General features: G+C 62.1%; 19 protein-coding genes. 9 read left to right on the forward strand and 10 right to left on the reverse strand.

Going from position 1 to position 16154, the window contains the following annotated elements; genetic code table 11:
• Positions 1-113: 113 nt before the first annotated feature.
• The gene (locus tag QAZ47_RS24900) at positions 114-383 is read left to right on the forward strand and encodes a DUF1488 family protein (RefSeq protein ID WP_278231113.1); all 270 of its coding nucleotides are present in this window, start codon (positions 114-116) and stop codon (positions 381-383) included.
• A gap of 147 nt (positions 384-530) precedes the next feature.
• Positions 531-803 carry a 30S ribosomal protein S21 gene (rpsU, locus tag QAZ47_RS24905; protein ID WP_278231114.1) on the forward strand — a complete coding sequence of 91 codons (273 nt, stop codon included), beginning with the start codon at positions 531-533 and terminating at the stop codon, positions 801-803.
• Between the two features lie 341 nt (positions 804-1144).
• Here the strand turns inward: rpsU and QAZ47_RS24910 are convergent, their stop codons facing one another.
• Together QAZ47_RS24910 and QAZ47_RS24915 are read right to left on the reverse strand one after the other, a co-directional pair.
• The gene (locus tag QAZ47_RS24910) at positions 1145-1342 is read right to left on the reverse strand and encodes a hypothetical protein (protein ID WP_278203410.1); all 198 of its coding nucleotides are present in this window, start codon (positions 1340-1342) and stop codon (positions 1145-1147) included.
• An 11-nt stretch (positions 1343-1353) separates the two neighbouring features.
• Positions 1354-1692 (reverse strand): hypothetical protein, encoded by a 339-nt coding sequence (locus QAZ47_RS24915; RefSeq protein WP_278231115.1) that lies wholly within the window; start codon positions 1690-1692, stop codon positions 1354-1356.
• A 217-nt stretch (positions 1693-1909) separates the two neighbouring features.
• Between QAZ47_RS24915 and QAZ47_RS24920 the strand changes: the two genes are divergently transcribed.
• Positions 1910-2269: a hypothetical protein gene (locus QAZ47_RS24920; RefSeq protein WP_278233868.1), complete on the forward strand. Its 360-nt coding sequence runs from the start codon at positions 1910-1912 to the stop codon at positions 2267-2269.
• 27 nt (positions 2270-2296) lie between these two features.
• On the opposite strand, the gene QAZ47_RS24925 is transcribed toward QAZ47_RS24920, so the two are convergent.
• The 3 genes from QAZ47_RS24925 to QAZ47_RS24935 all read right to left on the reverse strand — a co-directional run bounded on the left by QAZ47_RS24925 (position 2297) and on the right by QAZ47_RS24935 (position 4425).
• On the reverse strand, positions 2297-2902 hold the full coding sequence (locus QAZ47_RS24925; protein WP_278231116.1) for a dihydrofolate reductase family protein: 606 nt from the start codon (positions 2900-2902) through the stop codon (positions 2297-2299).
• A gap of 4 nt (positions 2903-2906) precedes the next feature.
• On the reverse strand, positions 2907-3455 hold the full coding sequence (locus tag QAZ47_RS24930; RefSeq protein ID WP_278231117.1) for a cupin: 549 nt from the start codon (positions 3453-3455) through the stop codon (positions 2907-2909).
• Between the two features lie 607 nt (positions 3456-4062).
• The gene (locus tag QAZ47_RS24935; RefSeq protein WP_278231118.1) at positions 4063-4425 is read right to left on the reverse strand and encodes a hypothetical protein; all 363 of its coding nucleotides are present in this window, start codon (positions 4423-4425) and stop codon (positions 4063-4065) included.
• 207 nt (positions 4426-4632) lie between these two features.
• Between QAZ47_RS24935 and QAZ47_RS24940 the strand changes: the two genes are divergently transcribed.
• The 3 genes from QAZ47_RS24940 to QAZ47_RS24950 are packed head-to-tail and all read left to right on the forward strand — an operon-like array spanning position 4633 to position 7424.
• On the forward strand, positions 4633-5211 hold the full coding sequence (locus QAZ47_RS24940) for a TetR/AcrR family transcriptional regulator (protein WP_278231119.1): 579 nt from the start codon (positions 4633-4635) through the stop codon (positions 5209-5211).
• A 39-nt stretch (positions 5212-5250) separates the two neighbouring features.
• Positions 5251-6549, forward strand: a complete 1299-nt coding sequence (gene fabF / locus QAZ47_RS24945) for a beta-ketoacyl-ACP synthase II (protein WP_278231120.1) — start codon at positions 5251-5253, stop codon at positions 6547-6549.
• A gap of 59 nt (positions 6550-6608) precedes the next feature.
• Positions 6609-7424: an oxidoreductase gene (locus QAZ47_RS24950; RefSeq protein WP_278231121.1), complete on the forward strand. Its 816-nt coding sequence runs from the start codon at positions 6609-6611 to the stop codon at positions 7422-7424.
• Between the two features lie 115 nt (positions 7425-7539).
• On the opposite strand, the gene QAZ47_RS24955 is transcribed toward QAZ47_RS24950, so the two are convergent.
• On the reverse strand, positions 7540-9477 hold the full coding sequence (locus QAZ47_RS24955) for a GGDEF domain-containing phosphodiesterase (RefSeq protein WP_278231122.1): 1938 nt from the start codon (positions 9475-9477) through the stop codon (positions 7540-7542).
• Between the two features lie 836 nt (positions 9478-10313).
• Here QAZ47_RS24955 and QAZ47_RS24960 point away from each other — a divergent pair.
• Both QAZ47_RS24960 and QAZ47_RS24965 read left to right on the forward strand, forming a co-directional pair.
• Positions 10314-10976: a glycosyltransferase gene (locus tag QAZ47_RS24960; protein WP_278231124.1), complete on the forward strand. Its 663-nt coding sequence runs from the start codon at positions 10314-10316 to the stop codon at positions 10974-10976.
• Between the two features lie 79 nt (positions 10977-11055).
• Positions 11056-11799: a glycosyltransferase family 25 protein gene (locus QAZ47_RS24965; RefSeq protein ID WP_278231125.1), complete on the forward strand. Its 744-nt coding sequence runs from the start codon at positions 11056-11058 to the stop codon at positions 11797-11799.
• A gap of 10 nt (positions 11800-11809) precedes the next feature.
• On the opposite strand, the gene QAZ47_RS24970 is transcribed toward QAZ47_RS24965, so the two are convergent.
• The 4 genes from QAZ47_RS24970 to QAZ47_RS24985 form a co-directional block, all read right to left on the reverse strand.
• A complete protein-coding gene (locus QAZ47_RS24970; RefSeq protein ID WP_278231126.1) occupies positions 11810-13180 on the reverse strand; it encodes a Mur ligase family protein in 1371 nt (456 codons plus the stop codon).
• Positions 13181-13416: 236 nt separating this feature from the next.
• Complete coding sequence (locus QAZ47_RS24975; RefSeq protein ID WP_278203420.1) at positions 13417-13749, reverse strand: hypothetical protein; 333 nt, start codon at positions 13747-13749, stop codon at positions 13417-13419.
• A 106-nt stretch (positions 13750-13855) separates the two neighbouring features.
• Positions 13856-14587 (reverse strand): SDR family oxidoreductase, encoded by a 732-nt coding sequence (locus QAZ47_RS24980; RefSeq protein WP_278231127.1) that lies wholly within the window; start codon positions 14585-14587, stop codon positions 13856-13858.
• Between the two features lie 34 nt (positions 14588-14621).
• Positions 14622-15101 carry a VOC family protein gene (locus QAZ47_RS24985; RefSeq protein WP_278203422.1) on the reverse strand — a complete coding sequence of 160 codons (480 nt, stop codon included), beginning with the start codon at positions 15099-15101 and terminating at the stop codon, positions 14622-14624.
• A gap of 135 nt (positions 15102-15236) precedes the next feature.
• Between QAZ47_RS24985 and QAZ47_RS24990 the strand changes: the two genes are divergently transcribed.
• Positions 15237-16124, forward strand: coding sequence for a transcriptional regulator GcvA (locus QAZ47_RS24990; RefSeq protein ID WP_278231128.1), 888 nt, complete (start codon positions 15237-15239; stop codon positions 16122-16124).
• Positions 16125-16154 lie beyond the last annotated feature (30 nt).

The raw sequence follows: 16154 nt of genomic DNA on the forward strand, positions 1-16154 counted from the left end.
CGCTGAAACGGACCCAGGCGACGCGCTTTAGGTCTTTGTTTTTATGCATGTCGTTTTCGCAAAACCGCTGCACACTTTCTGCGCGACATGCATTAAGCCGATGGAGAGTGACCATGCCGCTCGAATTTCCCAATCCAAGTCGAAGTTTCGACGAAGTGCGCAATGCGGTCCGTTTCATCGGCCACGACGGCATGTTTGCGGTGCCATTCTTCATCGAAGCCGGTGCGTTGGGCGCAAGCGGCCGTAAGGGGCCGGAAACGGCGGAAGCCGCATGCCTGGCGGCCTTCGACGCGGCGCGGCATTCCATCCATATCAGCGCACGGAAGCTCTACTCGGGTGGGAAGCGGACCACCTATACCATAACCGCCGCCGATATGCGGTGACGATGAACTCACACATCCGCGACATGAGGATTGAACGTGCGGATGCCGTCTACTTAGTCGCATTTGTTGGGGACCGACCGGGCTTGGGTGGACCAGTCCCGGATAACAGCCGCAGCCCTTGAGGCTGGCGGCAGCTGAGGAGATGAATTGCGAGTTGACGTGCGGAACAATGATGTCGATCAGGCCCTGCGGGCGCTGAAAAGGAAACTGCAGCGCGAGGGTCTTCTTCGCGAACTGAAGCGGCGCCGAGCCTACGAGAAACCCTCGGAACGGCGTATCCGGGAAAGGGACGATGCCATCCGGAGGGCGCGTAAGCTCGCCCGCAAGCAGGCGCAACGCGAAGGACTGCTTCCCGCTCCGAAGAAAAAGCTCCCGCTTGTCGCCCGTCATGGACGGAACGGTCCTGCCCGATCCGGCTGAATCAGTATCCCGTCAATCTGTCGGGCAGTTCGGTTTCGTCTATCCGAAAGCGAAAAAGCGGCGCACAGTGAAGTCTCGCTGGTGCGGCGAGGACAGTCCGGCTTTTGAGCCTCTTGCCAGCAGGCCGGGCTGTCCGGGTTCCTTCACTCGATCTCGACTGCGCGCTTTTGCAGGAACCACGCTTGCCTTCAAACTGAGATTTCCGAAAAGCTCGAAAAATCCCTTGAAAGCACCTTGCTAAAGCGCGTCGCGATCCTTCGGATTCGCTCCATGCGCTTTAGGCTTTTGATTTTGCGCATGTCTTTGTCCCGAAACCGGTTCCCACTTTCGGGAGACATGCTTTAAGCCTCCGAGGTCCGTCCTCCGCCGGTGGCGATCCTGCGGAAGTTTCTGCTCTCGACATCGATAATGGCCCCGCAGCCCTGGCATTCCACCTGCGTATGCGCGCGCAGCCAACCGACGCTCTTGCGCGTCTCATAGGCGCAGTCCGCACAGACGACGCCTATCTCGTCGTCTTCGAGCGATCTGTCGGTTTCCACGGATTTGCCGCTTAGATCAACCGGTGACGCGCCGCCGTCTCGCGGTCGCGCCGTCGCATTCCACATGTGTCGTTGTCGATCCAGCGCCGCGCCTCGGTTCGCGGTTCTGTTCCGATAGCGCCGCCATCACTTTTCCATTGAGCGAGGGCGTCCTGGTGCGAGTCCAAGCGTTTCACGTATGCGTTGAGGATCGTGCACAAATGCGTTTTCGATTCGCCATCGAAGCGTTCGACAAGAAAGCGTGCGGCAGCCGTTCGACGGCGGCTGCCCTGGATCAACGCTGGGCGAAACTCGGCGAGAATTTTCTCGATCGCCGTCATTTGCTCGGTTGTCGGATAGATGGAAGACACGGCGCCCTCCTTCCCGTTGGGGCTAGGGCACTCTGGCCGCCCTCGGTCGGCATCGCCCGTTGCAGAAGCTGCCGACAAACGACGATACGCCTGTTGCGGATGAATAGCGATGACCAATCGGGAAATAGTCAGCGGAGTCGGCATGCCGGTCCAGCCGTCTCCTTGCCCGAAGAAGCGTTCTGTGTTTTCTCCCGCGCACATTAGGAAAGGCTTGCGGATGCGAATTGCAATGGTCGCCGCGTTTTGCGCGGCGGTGGCTGGATGTGTGACGTCTCCGGTCGACTACGAAGCGAGGCTTTCGCAGCAGGACCCGAAATGGGCGTCGCCGGAATGCCAGCAGGCCCGCATGGCGGCCGCGGACTATGCCCGGCGCGAGAAGGACCACCCCGGCTGGGGGTTTGGCGTGCTGCTCGGGCCTTACAGCATGGGGATGGTGGCGGCGGTGAAAGAGCATGAGCGGCAGCAGCGAAGGCTTCTCGCCCGCCAGGTGCATCTGCAATGCTCCAGCCAGCCGCTGCCGAAGGAGCTGGATTTCGACCCGGCGATCTACGCACCGAAGAAGGCGCGGTACCCGTAGAGGGAACGGCCCGATGCCGTTCTCAGGTCAGCGAGCGGCTGTTTCCTGAACGTCGAACACATAGGTGAGGATAGCCACGCCCGTTGTGGTTACGACGTGGCTCGACAGTTTGAGCCTCGAGGGCACCTGCCCAGCTTCGAAAAGGCGAATGCCTTCGCCCAGCACCAGCGGATGGATCATCAACATCAGTTCGTCGACGAGCCCATGCTGCATCAGCGTGCGCAACAACGCACCGCTGCCGAACATGATCAGCGACTTGTCGTGATCTTGCTTGAGCTCGCGCACGGTCGCCGCCGCCTCGCCGGAGAGCAACGTCGAATTCTCCCAGAGGAGCGCGTAACGCGCGTCATGGGAAACGACGAACTTGCTCACGTCGGTCAGCGCTTTTGTCATCGGACTGGCAGGCTGGCGGACCGCCCAGCCTTCGTAGAGATCCTCATAGGTCGTTCGGCCAGCGAGCAGCGACCATCCGCCGGCCATGGCTCGGCCAATGGCCTCCTGCATCTTGAGGTCGCTGCCAGGATTGCCCCAGCCGCCGTGTTCGAAACCATTGCGCGTGTCTTCGTCGGCACGCGCCGGCGCCTGGAAAACACCGTCGAGGGTCAGATGCTCGATGGCGACGATCCGTGCCACTCCGTCAGCCTTCGCTCCACGCCGCTAGCAGCGGGCCTTCGCTGCCATAGACCGGGTCCTTCTCCGGACGGCCGACATTGGGAATCGTGCGCAGCGCCTCGGCGTGCTGCTCGGCGCGCGTGCACAAATCATAGGTGCCGAAGGGCGGATAGGCGCCGACGACGAGCAAATCGGCCGACGAGGACAGGCGGTGGTGGCCGGTGCCGGCCGGCAGGATCGCCACGTCGCCGGCCTTGACCGTCAGCACCTCACCCCTCTCGCCGCCGAAGCGTACCTTGGCGTTGCCGCGCGCGATGCCCAGCACTTCGTGGATGCGCGAATGGTAATGGACGTAGTCATAGATGCCGTTCCGCCAGCCGTCGCCCCAGCCATTCGTGCTGAATAGATCCTCGAAGACGGCCGCCGGATTGAGATCGTCCGGCAGCGTCACGGCCCCAGGGTAGACGATCATCGGCCAGCGCGGGTGGTTGGGCACAAGGCCGTCGTCCTCGAAGCGGAGGGTGAGCGGTTCCCGCCGCTCGACAAGTTCCGCAAGTTTCGCTGCTCCTGGCATGGCGTGACCTTTCCGCCGCTTTCCCGCTCAAGGCACCAGTGCCTCCTGATGAACCCGCAAAGCGCGGCCGCTCGATTGCTGACCGTTCTCAACCGGCGGCGGCGCGCTTTGTTCCCGGCGCGCGCCTTGCGGCGGAGCACGTAGTCTCCCCCCATGTGGGCTACGGCATGCACACATTTCCAAGCGGCCGGTCTTTGGCGATAGCGTGCATGGCGGCTTGGCGCATGCATTGTCTAATGTAGCGCTGGTCGACCCCCACTCCGTCTCGGCTTCGCCGAGCCACCTCTCCCCCGATCGACGGGGTAGAGGAAAGGCGCCAGGCTTTTTGCCGTCAACGCTCGTCCAGCAAGGCTCCCTTCCTTTCCCTCCGGAGGGGGGAAAGGTGGCGCTGCGAAGCAGCGACGGATTGGGGGAACCACGTGGCAATCAAGCCGCGCCCCGATCAGTCACGCCAGTCACAGAAGATGTGTGCATGCCGTAGCCCACGTGGGGAGAGATTGCCAGCAGCCTAGATCTCGAGCATGACCTTGATGGCGCGGCGCTCGTCCATGGCGCGGTGATCGTCGAGGCGCTGCGGCATCAGGGCTGATGTTGGACACGGATCAAGTCAGTCCGGTAGCGCATCGGCGCGCGGATGCTTGTCGGCCGCGGTCGAGACGGTCACCTTCTCGCCGGACCTCGAGAACGTGTAGAGCGAGCCCCGGTAGCCCGGCATGGAGAAGGCCACGGAGTCGCGGTCGGCGAGGCCCATGACGACGCGCTGCGGATCGCCTCCGCCCTTCGGCGCAAAGGTGGCGGTGACCTCCAGGAGGTCGCCTTTGACCGGGACGTAATAGACCACCATGTCGAGGCGTCCCTCGTGCAGGCTGCCTGCTTCGATGGGGCGTCCGACGTGGGTTTCCTCGGCAAAGACCGGCGTCGCCACCAACAGCGTGGCCAGGAGCGATGCGCCCAGGGTTCTGCGGATCATCTTCGTATCTCCTCTTGTTAGATTTCGATCGAACTCTATACTATATAGATGTCGAGTGAAATCTAAAAAAGGAGAGGCTTTCAGTCCGCGGCAAGCCGACGCACCGATCACGCGGCGAGCCGTCTGTTTCGCATCCCCTTGATAGATTGCGTTCGGTCTCTAATTGAGATATAGATTTTGTACGCAATCTAAGAATGGAGACCGACGATGCGCGTGAGCCGCATTCAGGCCGAGAAGAACCGACAAACCGTGATCGACGTGGCCAGCCGGCTTTTTCGGGAGCACGGCTTCGACGGCATCGGCCTCAAGGATCTGATGAAGGGCGCCGGGCTGACCCAAGGCGCCTTCTATAAGCAGTTCGCGTCGAAGGAGGATTTGGCTGCCCAGGCATCCAGGCGGGCGATGGAGAGCGCTGCCGACCGATGGGCGGCGGCGACCGCAGCGAATCCTGGCGATCCGCTTGGGGCGGTCATCGCATTCTACCTCAGCATGGACCATCGCGAGGAAAGGATGGACGGCTGCCCGGTCGCGGCGCTCGGCTCGGATGCCGCCAGGCAAGGGACCGACGTGAAGGCGTCGTTCGAAGCCGGCATCAAGGGGTATCTCGAAATCATCGGCCGTTTGATTGGCGAGACCGACGGCGAGAAGCCCAATGGCAAGGCCATGGCCGTCCTCTCGACGATGGTCGGTGCGGTGGTCCTCTCGCGCGTCGTCAACGACCCCGACCTCGCTCAGGGCTTTCTGGATGCGGCGACCGAACAGGTGCGCGACACCGTCGCCGCTTGAACGGCGCCGGGCCGGCGCTTCAGATTGATAGGAGCATAGATGCGACGGATAGTCGTAACAGGCATGGGCGCGGTCACGCCCCTGGCCGCGGATGTCGAGACTTCGTGGTCGCGCCTCCTGGCCGGCCGCTCCGGCATCCGCAGGCTTGCGGACGACGTGGTGGCAGATTTGCCCGCCAAGATCGGCGGCGTGGTTCCCTCCCTGGAGGAAGACCCCGAAGCCGGCCTCGATGCGAATGCCTTCCTGGCGCCAAAGGACCAGCGCAAGATCGACCGCTTCATTCTCTTCGCTCTGGCGGCGGCGGAAGAGGCACTTGCCCGGGCGAAATGGAAGCCGGCCTCGGAAGATGAACGGATCCGTACCGCGACGATCATTGCTTCAGGTGTCGGCGGGTTCCCTGCCATAACCGAGGCGGTGCGGACGGTCGACCAGCGTGGCGTTCGGCGTCTTTCGCCTTTCACGGTGCCGTCTTTCCTTGTGAACCTCGCGGCAGGCCACATCTCGATCCGCCACGGCTTCAAAGGCCACATCGGCGCACCGGTGACGGCATGCGCCGCCGGCATCCAGGCTATCGGCGATGCGGCTCGCATCATCCGCGCCGATGAAGCCGATATCGCCGTGTGCGGCGGCACCGAAGCATGCATGAACGTCGTCAGTCTGGGCGGCTTTGCGGCGGCACGCTCGCTTTCAACCTCTTACAATCACCGTCCCGACCAGGCCTCCCGTCCGTTCGACGTATCGCGGGACGGCTTCGTCATGGGCGAAGGCGCCGGCATCCTGGTCATCGAGGAATTGAACCATGCGCTGGCGCGCGGCGCCAAACCGCTCGCCGAGGTGGTCGGCTACGGCACCACGGCGGATGCGCATCATGTTACGTCCGGTCCCGAGGACGGGGATGGCGCGCGCCGTGCCATGGAGATCGCGATCGCCCAGGCTGGCATTTCACCACGTGAGATCAGCCACCTCAACGCACACGCGACCTCCACGCCGGTGGGCGACCTGGGCGAAATCGAAGCGATCAAAAGCGTCTTCGGCGCGGATTTCTCGATAGCCGTCAGCGGAACGAAGTCGGCGACCGGACACCTGCTCGGGGCCGCCGGCGGGCTTGGCGCGATCTTCACGATCCTGGCGCTCAGGGATCAGGTAGCGCCGCCGACCCTCAATCTGAGCGCCCCCGATCCGGCAGCCGACGGAATAGACTTCGTGGCCAACCGCGCCCGGCCGATGGAGATGGATTACGCGATCGCCAACGGTTTCGGCTTCGGAGGCGTCAACGCCAGCGCCCTGTTCAGGCGCTGGGACGGACACAATGTGAGCGGTCGAGCAGCTCCCGGCTGACGCTTTCGGTCCGGACTTCCTGCTTCTCCAATCCAACCAACCCAAAGAAAGTGATCTCCATGAACAAAACCAATCCTGGGGTCGCCATCGTCACAGGGGCATCCTCCGGCATCGGGCATGCAACGGCCAAGGCTCTGCAGAACGCGGGCTTTCGCGTGTTCGGAACCAGCCGTCGCGCGGCACCGGCAAAATCCGACGGCGTCACCATGCTGACCTGCGATGTGACCGACGACGCGTCCGTGGCGAAGCTGGTCGACGAGGTGCTGGCCGAGGCGGGGCGCATCGACTTGCTCGTCAACAATGCCGGCATGGGCCTGCTTGGCGGCGCTGAGGAATCCTCGACCGCGCAGGCTCGGGCTTTGTTCGACGTGAATGTCTTCGGCGTCATCCGGATGACCAACGCGGTGCTGCCGACCATGCGACGGCAAGGAAAGGGCAGAATCGTGAATTTGAGCTCGGTGCAGGGATTCATCCCGGCTCCCTATTTCGCGCTCTATTCGTCGACCAAGCACGCCGTAGAAGGCTATTCCGAATCGCTTGACCACGAACTGCGGCCGTTCGGAATTCGCGTCGCTTTGGTCGAGCCGGCCTATACCCGCACCTCCTTCGAAGACAATCTCGCCAGGCCGGACCAGTTGCTCGATATCTATGACGCCGCGCGCGCCGGCATGACCACAGCCGTGCGGAAAGCGATCGAAAAAGGCGATGCGCCCGAAGTGGTCGCCAACACCGTCTTGGCGGCCGCGACCGATCCCACTCCGAAGCGGCGCTATGCGGCGGGAAAAACGGCGCGCCAGGTCAGTCTCCTGCGCCGCTTCGTCCCCGCGTCAGCATTCGACAAGAGCCTGCGAAAGCAGCTCGGGCTGCCGGTCTGATATCCGAGCCGGCGCAGCCTTCGTCGGCGATGAGGGTCGTCATCGACCCGCCTCGGCGTCGTGGTTGAGCAGTTGCAGTCGGATCGAGGCCGTTGGCCATCGCGACGCTCGCCGCTCAGGCAGCGCTGCCGGTTCGGCGTGACGGTATGGGATCGAGGGAGGCTTTGGCCGAGTCGTCGAAACGCTTTGCTTCGAAGGCAAGAGCGTCGTGCATGGGAAGCGCTGCCGAGAAGAGGAAGCCCTGCACGATCGTGCAATCGAGCGAGCGCAGGATCAGGCGATCGGCATCGGTTTCCACGCCCTCCGCCATCACCTCTATGCCCAGCGTTCGCCCGAGATCGATGACGGCCTTGACCAGAGCCTGGTCTTCCACGGACCTGGCCAGATCGCGAACGAAGTCCTTGTCGATCTTGATCTTGCGGATGCGGCTGTCCTTCAGTGAAACCAGGGTCGAGAAGCCGGTGCCGAAATCGTCGAGCACGATCGATATGCCCGCGTCGGCCAGGCGCTCCAGCTTTTCGTCGACCCTGTCGCGATCCACGGGTGCCTCTTCCGTGATCTCCAGCTCGAGCATCGCCGCCGGGACATTCCTTGCCTGGAGGCCGCCCAGTATCATATCGTCGACATTGCCTGCCTCGAGTTCGCGCGGCGAAAGATTCATCGCGACGCGCACATCCCGGCGCCCGTTCCTCGCCAGCTCCTCGATCATGGAGCAGCAATTGAGAAACACCGTCTCCGTCAGCAGGGAAAGCAGGCCGGTTTCGCGCGCCGCGGTGACGATCTCGGGCGGGGCAATGGCCCCATGAAGCGGGTGCTGCCACCGCAGCAGCGCTTCGAAACCGACCACAGCGTGGGTATCCAGCCGCACGATGGGCTGGAACCATGGGCAAAGCGTGCCCGCTTCGATGGCTCCGCGCAGGTCGCGCTCGATGCACTGCTTGCGTTCGAGCCCGTGGTCGAGCTCGGCATCGAAGAGGCAGTATTCGTTCCTGCCGCCGCGCTTGGCCGCATAAAGCGCGAAATCCGCGCGCAGCAGCATCTCCGTCAATTGCGGTTTCTCCGACACGTAGATGCCGATCGACGCGCCGACGCGCACCGAATTCAACACCGGATCCGGATCGGCGATGGCCGCGATGATCGCTGATGCAAGTCCGTCGGCCGAATGCCGGGACATCGAGGCGGGAAAGAGCAGCACGAACTCGTCGCCGCCGATGCGCGCGATCGTTGCCTCCGGCGGGGCATGGTTCTCGATCCTGCGAGCGACCCGGACCAAAAGGTCGTCCCCAATATTGTGACCATAGGTGTCGTTGACCGATTTGCAGCCGTCGAGGTCGATCAGCATGGCCACGAACGGACCGTCGGAACGCCCCAGTTGCGAGATAGCCCGCTCCAGCCCATACCTGTTGAGCAAATTCGTCAGCGGATCCCGCCTGGAGTTTTGTTCCATCCGGGCGGCGAATGCCCTCGCCTCGTATTTGAGACGGCTCGTCTCCCGGAAGCGGGCCTGCCCGAGTAGCGAGCTTCTGATCATTCCCGCGAGAAAAAGCAGGACGGTGAAACCGAGGACGTAATTTTCGATATTGCCTTTCGCCAGCACGCACGCAGCGCTGACCAGCAGCGGCAGCGTCATGAAGTTGATCGAAGCCGGCGCGTATGATGCTCCATAGGTGACCGAACCGGCCGACAGACCTGCAAGGACGATCAGATAGAGCGGCGCCTGGGACGTGGTGTACCCGTCCGACAGCACGGCCAGAAAAGACCACGCGATGCCGGATGCCAGAGCCAGCAGCCCGTAAAGCGAAAGCCGGGCGGCGACCGGCTTCAACCCGCCATCGGGCCTATCATCGGGAACGTCCGCCCGGGCGAGGGCAAGCCCTATGCGGGCGCCATTTATGACGCTGACGGCCGCGAACCACACCAGTGCCGCAAGGCCGACGCCCGAGAGCATCAGCACGGCCAGGATCAGGGCCGACAGCACCGTGCCGATGGGCATCGAAATGAAGAGCCCCATCCTGAGATCGGCGAGTTGGTCCCTCAGGATTCCCGCTTCCACGGTTTCGCTTTGCCCCTCGGGGGCAGAACCTGGGCCAGGTTGCTCGGAATCGCTCATATGCCAGGTGGCTAAACCAGTGGCATGAAAATCGCGTTAAGGATTTCAGCGGCTTACGGCGCTCTATCTAGCCTGACGGGGCCGGTGCGAACGGCAAAATTGGGTCGCAAGCGGACCTCGAACGCGATCTCCTGCCTGCTCGGTCAGATCAGTCCACGGTCGTTCCAGATCCAGGCGCACCCCATCGCTGCCGTGAGCCAAAACAGGCCGGCCTTGGCGCCAGTTCCGGCTCTTCGGTTGACTGCAGCTGCTGTCGGCAATATTGATCTAGCGGGGACTTAATGCGGGCGGTGTCAAAGCAAATGCTTGTGGGGGCGGATCGTGCCGTTTTTTGGTGCGATGCAATACAATTTTTCGATTTGGCGAAGGTTGTGGCGTTTTTCGTGCGCCTTCCCTCGCATCGACTGTCGGACTATCGCTCATTGATTTGGCTGTGCATAAAGGGTTGCAGTCGCGCGCGCTGGAAAGCCGATGCACGCGTCGCTTGGGGCTTTGACGAAACATTTGTCGAGTGGGGCACGCAGGATGCGAACTTCCGTCTTCCGCCTGCATGACGAGGATATCATCCGGCGACCCGGCGCCAGAGCGGAGGTGCTGCCCCTTTGGCACAAACCTGCCGATCGCAGCCGCACCGCCGCGAATGAGGGGATCGTGCTTGGCAAAATAGCAGCCGCTCATACCCGCGAAAGCGCAGGTCAGACGGCGAGCATTGTCCCATGAATATACCCAGGAATCTCGGTCACATCTGGATTGGGCCCAAGGTCGCTCCGACAGCGTGGATGCGGACGTGGATCGACAGGCATCCCGGCTGGAACTACACGCTTTACGACAATGATTTCCTGAACGGCGGAGAGTTCAGGACCGGACCTCAGATCAACGAGTACATGAAGCGGGGATGGTATGCCGGCGCCGCCGATTTGCTGCGCTACGAAATACTGTACAGGCATGGCGGCTACATCGCCGGCGCAGACAGTATTTGCGTCAATCCCATCGATGAATTGTTCGACAACGGAGGCGAGCTCTACACCGTCTATGAGAACGAGTTTCTAAGAGGACAACTGGTTGCCCCCATCGTGGCGTCAGCGCCAAACCATCCTTTCCTGAAGGAAATCATCGACCGCCTGTCGAGAATACCGCCGCAGCAGCTTGATCATCCTTGGCGTCAAACAGGCAATCTCTTTGTTGCCGAGCTCATAGAAGAACTCCGCCCCGAGATTGTCATCTGGCCTTCTCACACCCTTATCCCGGAGCACTTCCTCGGCCGGAAATATACCGGGCCGGGAAAAATCTATGCCCATCAGAAATTCGGAGAGACGACAGGCGCGTACAAATTCGGATCGCTGGTTGACAAAATTCGCGAAATTCCCCGCTCGCTCTATGCCTCTTCCGCGAGGAAAAGGCTGAGGGCACTGAAGGCGTCGGCGGCCAAAGACCATGGATAGCTCTTCCTCTCGAGCAATCGAATTTCCGAAGTTGGCCGTATTCGTCCTGACTGTGGAGCCGGCGGGCGGAGCCCGCAGGATGCACGCCGCCAACGAACTAGGCCGCCTCGGCCTTTCCTTCGATTTCGTCCACGGCGTCGATCAAAACAGCGCCGAGATCGATCGCGCCTACTCACGCCTTCTGAATTGGACCCTTCACAAGCGCTCGCTTACGAGGGGCGAGATTTCCGTCTATCTCGGGCACCGGAAGATCTGGCAAGAGGTGATGCGCAAAGGGATGGATTTTGCGTTGGTTTTTGAGGACGATTTCAAAATCCGCAATGACGAGCAATTCATCCAGGCGATAAACGATGCCATTTCTCACCGAGGCATTTGGAGCATCGTAAAGTTCTTCGATTTCAACCATAAGAAGGTTGTGGAGTCGATTAGAGTTGGGGCCACGCATCTGGTCGGATACAAGTACCCGGCCTCGGGCGCGGTAGCCTATCTGATCAACAGGCAGGCGGCTCAATCGCTTCTGCGTCGCCGTCATTTGTTCAGGCCTATCGATGAGGACTTTTCCCATCCGTGGGAGTTTGCCATCCGCGTGTGGTCGACTTCTCCCAATCTGGTCGACGAGGTAAGCCCCCAGCTCGGTGGGTCCATTCTGGAAAGTGAACGGAGCGACCTAAGAAGCAAGAGGATTGTGGTTCGGTCCGTATGGGGGAATTTCCTGCAGGCGAGGAAATTCCTGCGGTCGCTTTGGTATCGCCGAGCGCGTGCGGCCAACGCGCCGGAGACTGTAACAACGCAGGCGGCCGCGGACGACCCGGCCAACCTGTAAAGACGCCTGATTATGGCGGGTTCATACCCCGGAACAGCCTGAAAGGCGCGGCGACCAGACGCCTGATCTTTTCCCTGCGCCGACGGCGTTTCTCACGACGCCGAATTCGGCCATGTTCGTGGAAAGGGTGGGTGTAGAGCCCGCAACTTACACAGCCGATGGTGAAACCACATCGCTTTTCCCAGCATTTGACATCGCTGGTCCAGGCAAGCGCAACTCTCTCCAGATGCAGGCTGCCCGAACTTTTCAACAGGATGAGGTCGCCTTCGACAGCCGTTTTCTTGAAGTAGGAGTAGACCTCGTGGACGTCGCGGAATCGGTGGAACCGTCCCGACGCGATGTCCTCTTCCGTAGCGCGAACCTTGTGTGCATTGTCTCCCACCGCGATAACCTCGTCGGCAACCGCCCGCGCCCGCTGATACGCCTTCGTGTATTTGGAATAAGGATTTCCTGCATAGTCGGAGATCTGCCCGATGACGACTTTGCGGCGTCTGTCGGTGGCGTCGCTCATAACATCGAAGGCGAGGTCTATCGTCCCAAAGGGCGCCTTGGCTGCATCGACGATGAAGGTGGGGCCGTGAGGCACCTCCATGATCTGGCAGCGATTGGGAACGCCGCCAAAGCCGGCTATCCGTTCCTTGATCTGTTCGGGCGAAACACCGAGTTCGACGGCCGCCGCAAAAGCAGCCGTGACCGCGAGCCAAAAGTGCTTCGCCGGAAGGGGAGAAACGACGGTCTCCTCATTGCCCTTCCAGGCGATGCGAACGCGCAACGGACCTGGAAAGGAGAACTCGGCTGACAGGACGCGGAAGTCGGCCCCCTCGTCCCGGCCATAGGTAACGATGCGCTCGCGCGTGCGGCGACGCATGGCGAGCACGTGTTCGTCATCCGCGTTGAGAAGCGCAAAGCCTCCGGGTCGGACCGCATTCACCAGCCAGCCCTTTTCGTCGGCCACCGCTTCGAGGCTGCGAAACACACTATAGTGTTCCAGATCGACGATGGTGACGATCGCGACATCGGGCTCTATCAAACGAGCGGATCGAGCCACCGATCCCTTTTTCGAAGCGCCGATTTCCAGAACGACGAACTCGCTGTTTCGAGATGCGGATGCCACCGCCGGCGCGATGTCAACAGCGGTGTTGTAGATCGCTTGGGTGGTGGTTGGCGCATATGCCTCGAGCACGTGTCCCAGCAGGCTGGCGGTGGTTGTCTTGCCCGAACTTCCCGTGATGCCGATGAACGTCGCCGGGTGGCCACGTCGATTGGAGCGCGCTCTCGATGCCTCAAGTTTTCGCCGAATGGCGTTTGGCAACTCGCGCCGGATTGGCCGCGACACGGAGCGCAGCCAACCTTTTCTTGCAAATGGATTCAAGGATATCATGACCGCCCGCCCCCGGGCATAATGGCGAAACAGAGCCATATCTGCAATGAGGGCCGTGCCGGACGCCCGCCAGGTCCGCGTGGCTTGATCGCCAGCCGGGAAGACTGGTCAAATGGACTTCCGCGCAAGCTGCCGCCTTGCTCGGCGACCCGTGGCAGCAAGCCACGCGTGCGGGTTCGCCGCGGTCGCGCATGCCTTGCCGATCCCGGATCTTGCTGCGACGCAGCGGTATCCTCTCAACGCGGGAGCAGTCGAGAAATCTCGACCCGAGGCGCGAAAAAACAGCGCAAATAGGGCTGGTTGGTTATGACGTAGTTATTCTCGCAGATATGGTATTGGCCGTCCGGCGATTCCTGCACCCGGTCTCGCGGGATGTTGAAACCATCGGGCAGATAGACGTAGCCCCCGTCGACCCTGGACTGAACCGAAGACTGCGGTATGGCGCGGCAGTCATGACCGCCGCAGCACTTGAACTTTGTTACCGGATCAACCTTGTTTTCGTACCAGTCATGGGCATTGGCGCCTGTGGCGGCGGCAATGCACATGGCCGTGAAGACGAACTTTCGCATGGCATTCCTCTTATGCGGAGGCGCTGCTCATCGAACGTCATGTATATTGGCGCTCCGCTGAAAATGCCATTGGTCCGAATGCCCGGCAAGGTCCAAGCAGGCCTGCTCAGACCAGCCGCTGCCCGCCGTCGATGTGGATGGTCTCGCCGGTCATGAACGCGTTCTGCATCAGATAAAGATAGGCCGGCGCCACGTCGGCCGGCGTCGCGATCCTTCCCGCCGGAATGCGGGCGCCCATCTGGTCGAAATAGCCCGATTTGGCTTCGCCGACGATCTCGTCCCACATCTCGGTATCCACCCAGCCGGGCGAGACGATGTTGACGCGTGTCGGTGCAAGCTCCAGCGCCAGCGCGCGGGCGAAATAGCTGAAGGAGCCGGCGATCGCCGAGACGACCGAGCCGCCAGGGACGGGCGGCCGGTCCTTGTTGATGCCGGAGGTGAAGGTCATGGAGCCGCCCTTCCTCAGTGTGCGCACCGCGTGCTTGGCGAGCATGACCGCGCCGATCAGCTTGCCGTCGACGAACTGGCGCGCGAACGCCATGTCGGCTTCGCCGATCGGATGATTGGGCGGCGGCGTGCCGGCGGTCGCCACCAGATGATCGAAGGCGCCGACTTCGTCGAACAGGCGGGCGACATCCGCCTCGCTGGCCATGTCGGCCGCAACGCCCGTCACGCGCCCAGCCCCGGCGAGCCTCTTTTCCGCGGCCTTCAGCTTCTCCGCCGAGCGGCCGACGATCACCACCTCCGCGCCGTTTTCCAGCGCGGCCGCCGCAACGCCGAAGCCGATGCCGGAGCTGCCTCCAACGACAATGATTTTCTTTCCCGTGAGCTTGGTCATGGGTTCCTCCATCTTCCAGCGGTGATTTGTCGAGTTAGGCGCGGCCGGCATGGGCGGCTTCGATATCGGCGAGGATGATCTTGCTCATCTTGTACATCGCTTGCCGCGCCCGGTCGGCCTTGTCGCGATCCGGGTCGTTCATCAGGCGCAGCGCCGGTTCCGGGATGACCTGCCAGTAGACGCCGAACTTGTCCCGCAGCCAGCCGCAGGGCTTTTCCGACCCGCCGCCCGCCGTCAGCGCGTTCCAGTAATAGTCGGTCTCGGCCTGGTCCCTGGTCTCGACGTAGAGCGAGATCCTTTCGTTGAAGGGCGGCACCCCGCCGGCATTGAGCGCCGTGAAGCGCTGGCCTTCGAGCTCGAAGTCGAAGATCGCGTGCGGCGTGTCGGTGCCGGCGACATTGTCGGTGAGGGTGATCGTCTCCAGCGCCCGACCGTTCTTGAACACCGAGAGATAGAAGTCGCGCGCCTGTTCGGCGTCGAGATTGAACCAGAGGAAAGGATGAACGGTAGCCATTTTGTCCTCGCAGCGTTTGCTCTGAAGTGAGCGCTAATCACAGATGCTGTGAGGATTTTTGACTGGAAAACTCTCGACAGACAAATCAAAGTTTGGCAAGTATTTGTTACCAATTCTCACAAATAGATTTGCACCATGGCCCGCAGACTGCCGCCGCTCAACGCATTGCCCGCCTTCGAGGCCGCCGCTCGCCACCTGAATTTCTCCAGGGCGGCGGACGAGCTCAACCTCACGCACGGCGCCATCAGCCGGGCGGTGAAGCATCTGGAGGACCAGCTCGGCGTGCAGCTCTTCGAGCGCGCGACGCGCTCGGTGCGGCTGACCGCCGTCGGCGAGCCCTATGCGCGTGCGGTGCGCGAGGCGCTCGACCAGCTATCGGTCGCCACCGAGACGGCGACCTCGCGCCTTTCGAACTCGACCCTGAACGTCAGCACGTCCGACGGCTTTGCGGGGAAATGGCTGGTGCCCAGGCTTTACCGTTTCCACCGCGCGCACGGAGATATCGACGTGCGGGTTTCGACCACGGGCAGGCTCACCAATTTCCGCGGCGACGGCATCGATGTCGCCATCCGCTACGGCGCCGGGAACTATCATGGGTTGACGTCGGAATTCCTCACCGGCGAGGAGGTGTTCCCGGTCTGCAGCCCGAAGCTCTTGCAGGGGCCGCATCCCTTGAGGACTCCGCAAGACCTCAAGCACCACACGCTGATCCGCGACGGCTACCGGATCGACTGGGCGGCGTGGCTGGCCAGCGCAGGCGTCGAGGGCGTCGACCCGAACAGCGGGCTCACCTTCGATTCAGCTACCTTCGCGGTGGAATCCGCCGTGCAGGGCGAAGGCGTGGTGCTCGGCCGCACCATGCTCGTTTCGGCCGACCTCGCCACCGGCAGGCTGGTCCGCCCCTTCGATCACGCGCTGAAGGCCGTTTCCAGCTTCTACCTTGTCTACCCGCCGGAAGCGATCCGCCAGCGCAAGGTCAAGGCCTTTCGGGATTGGCTGTTTTCCGAGATCGGGCCGCTTTGAAGCAGGAAGTTCGTCGACACCTTCCTCGGC

Origin of the sequence: Mesorhizobium sp. WSM4904 (genome assembly GCF_029674545.1) — a bacterium.
GTDB lineage: Bacteria > Pseudomonadota > Alphaproteobacteria > Rhizobiales > Rhizobiaceae > Mesorhizobium.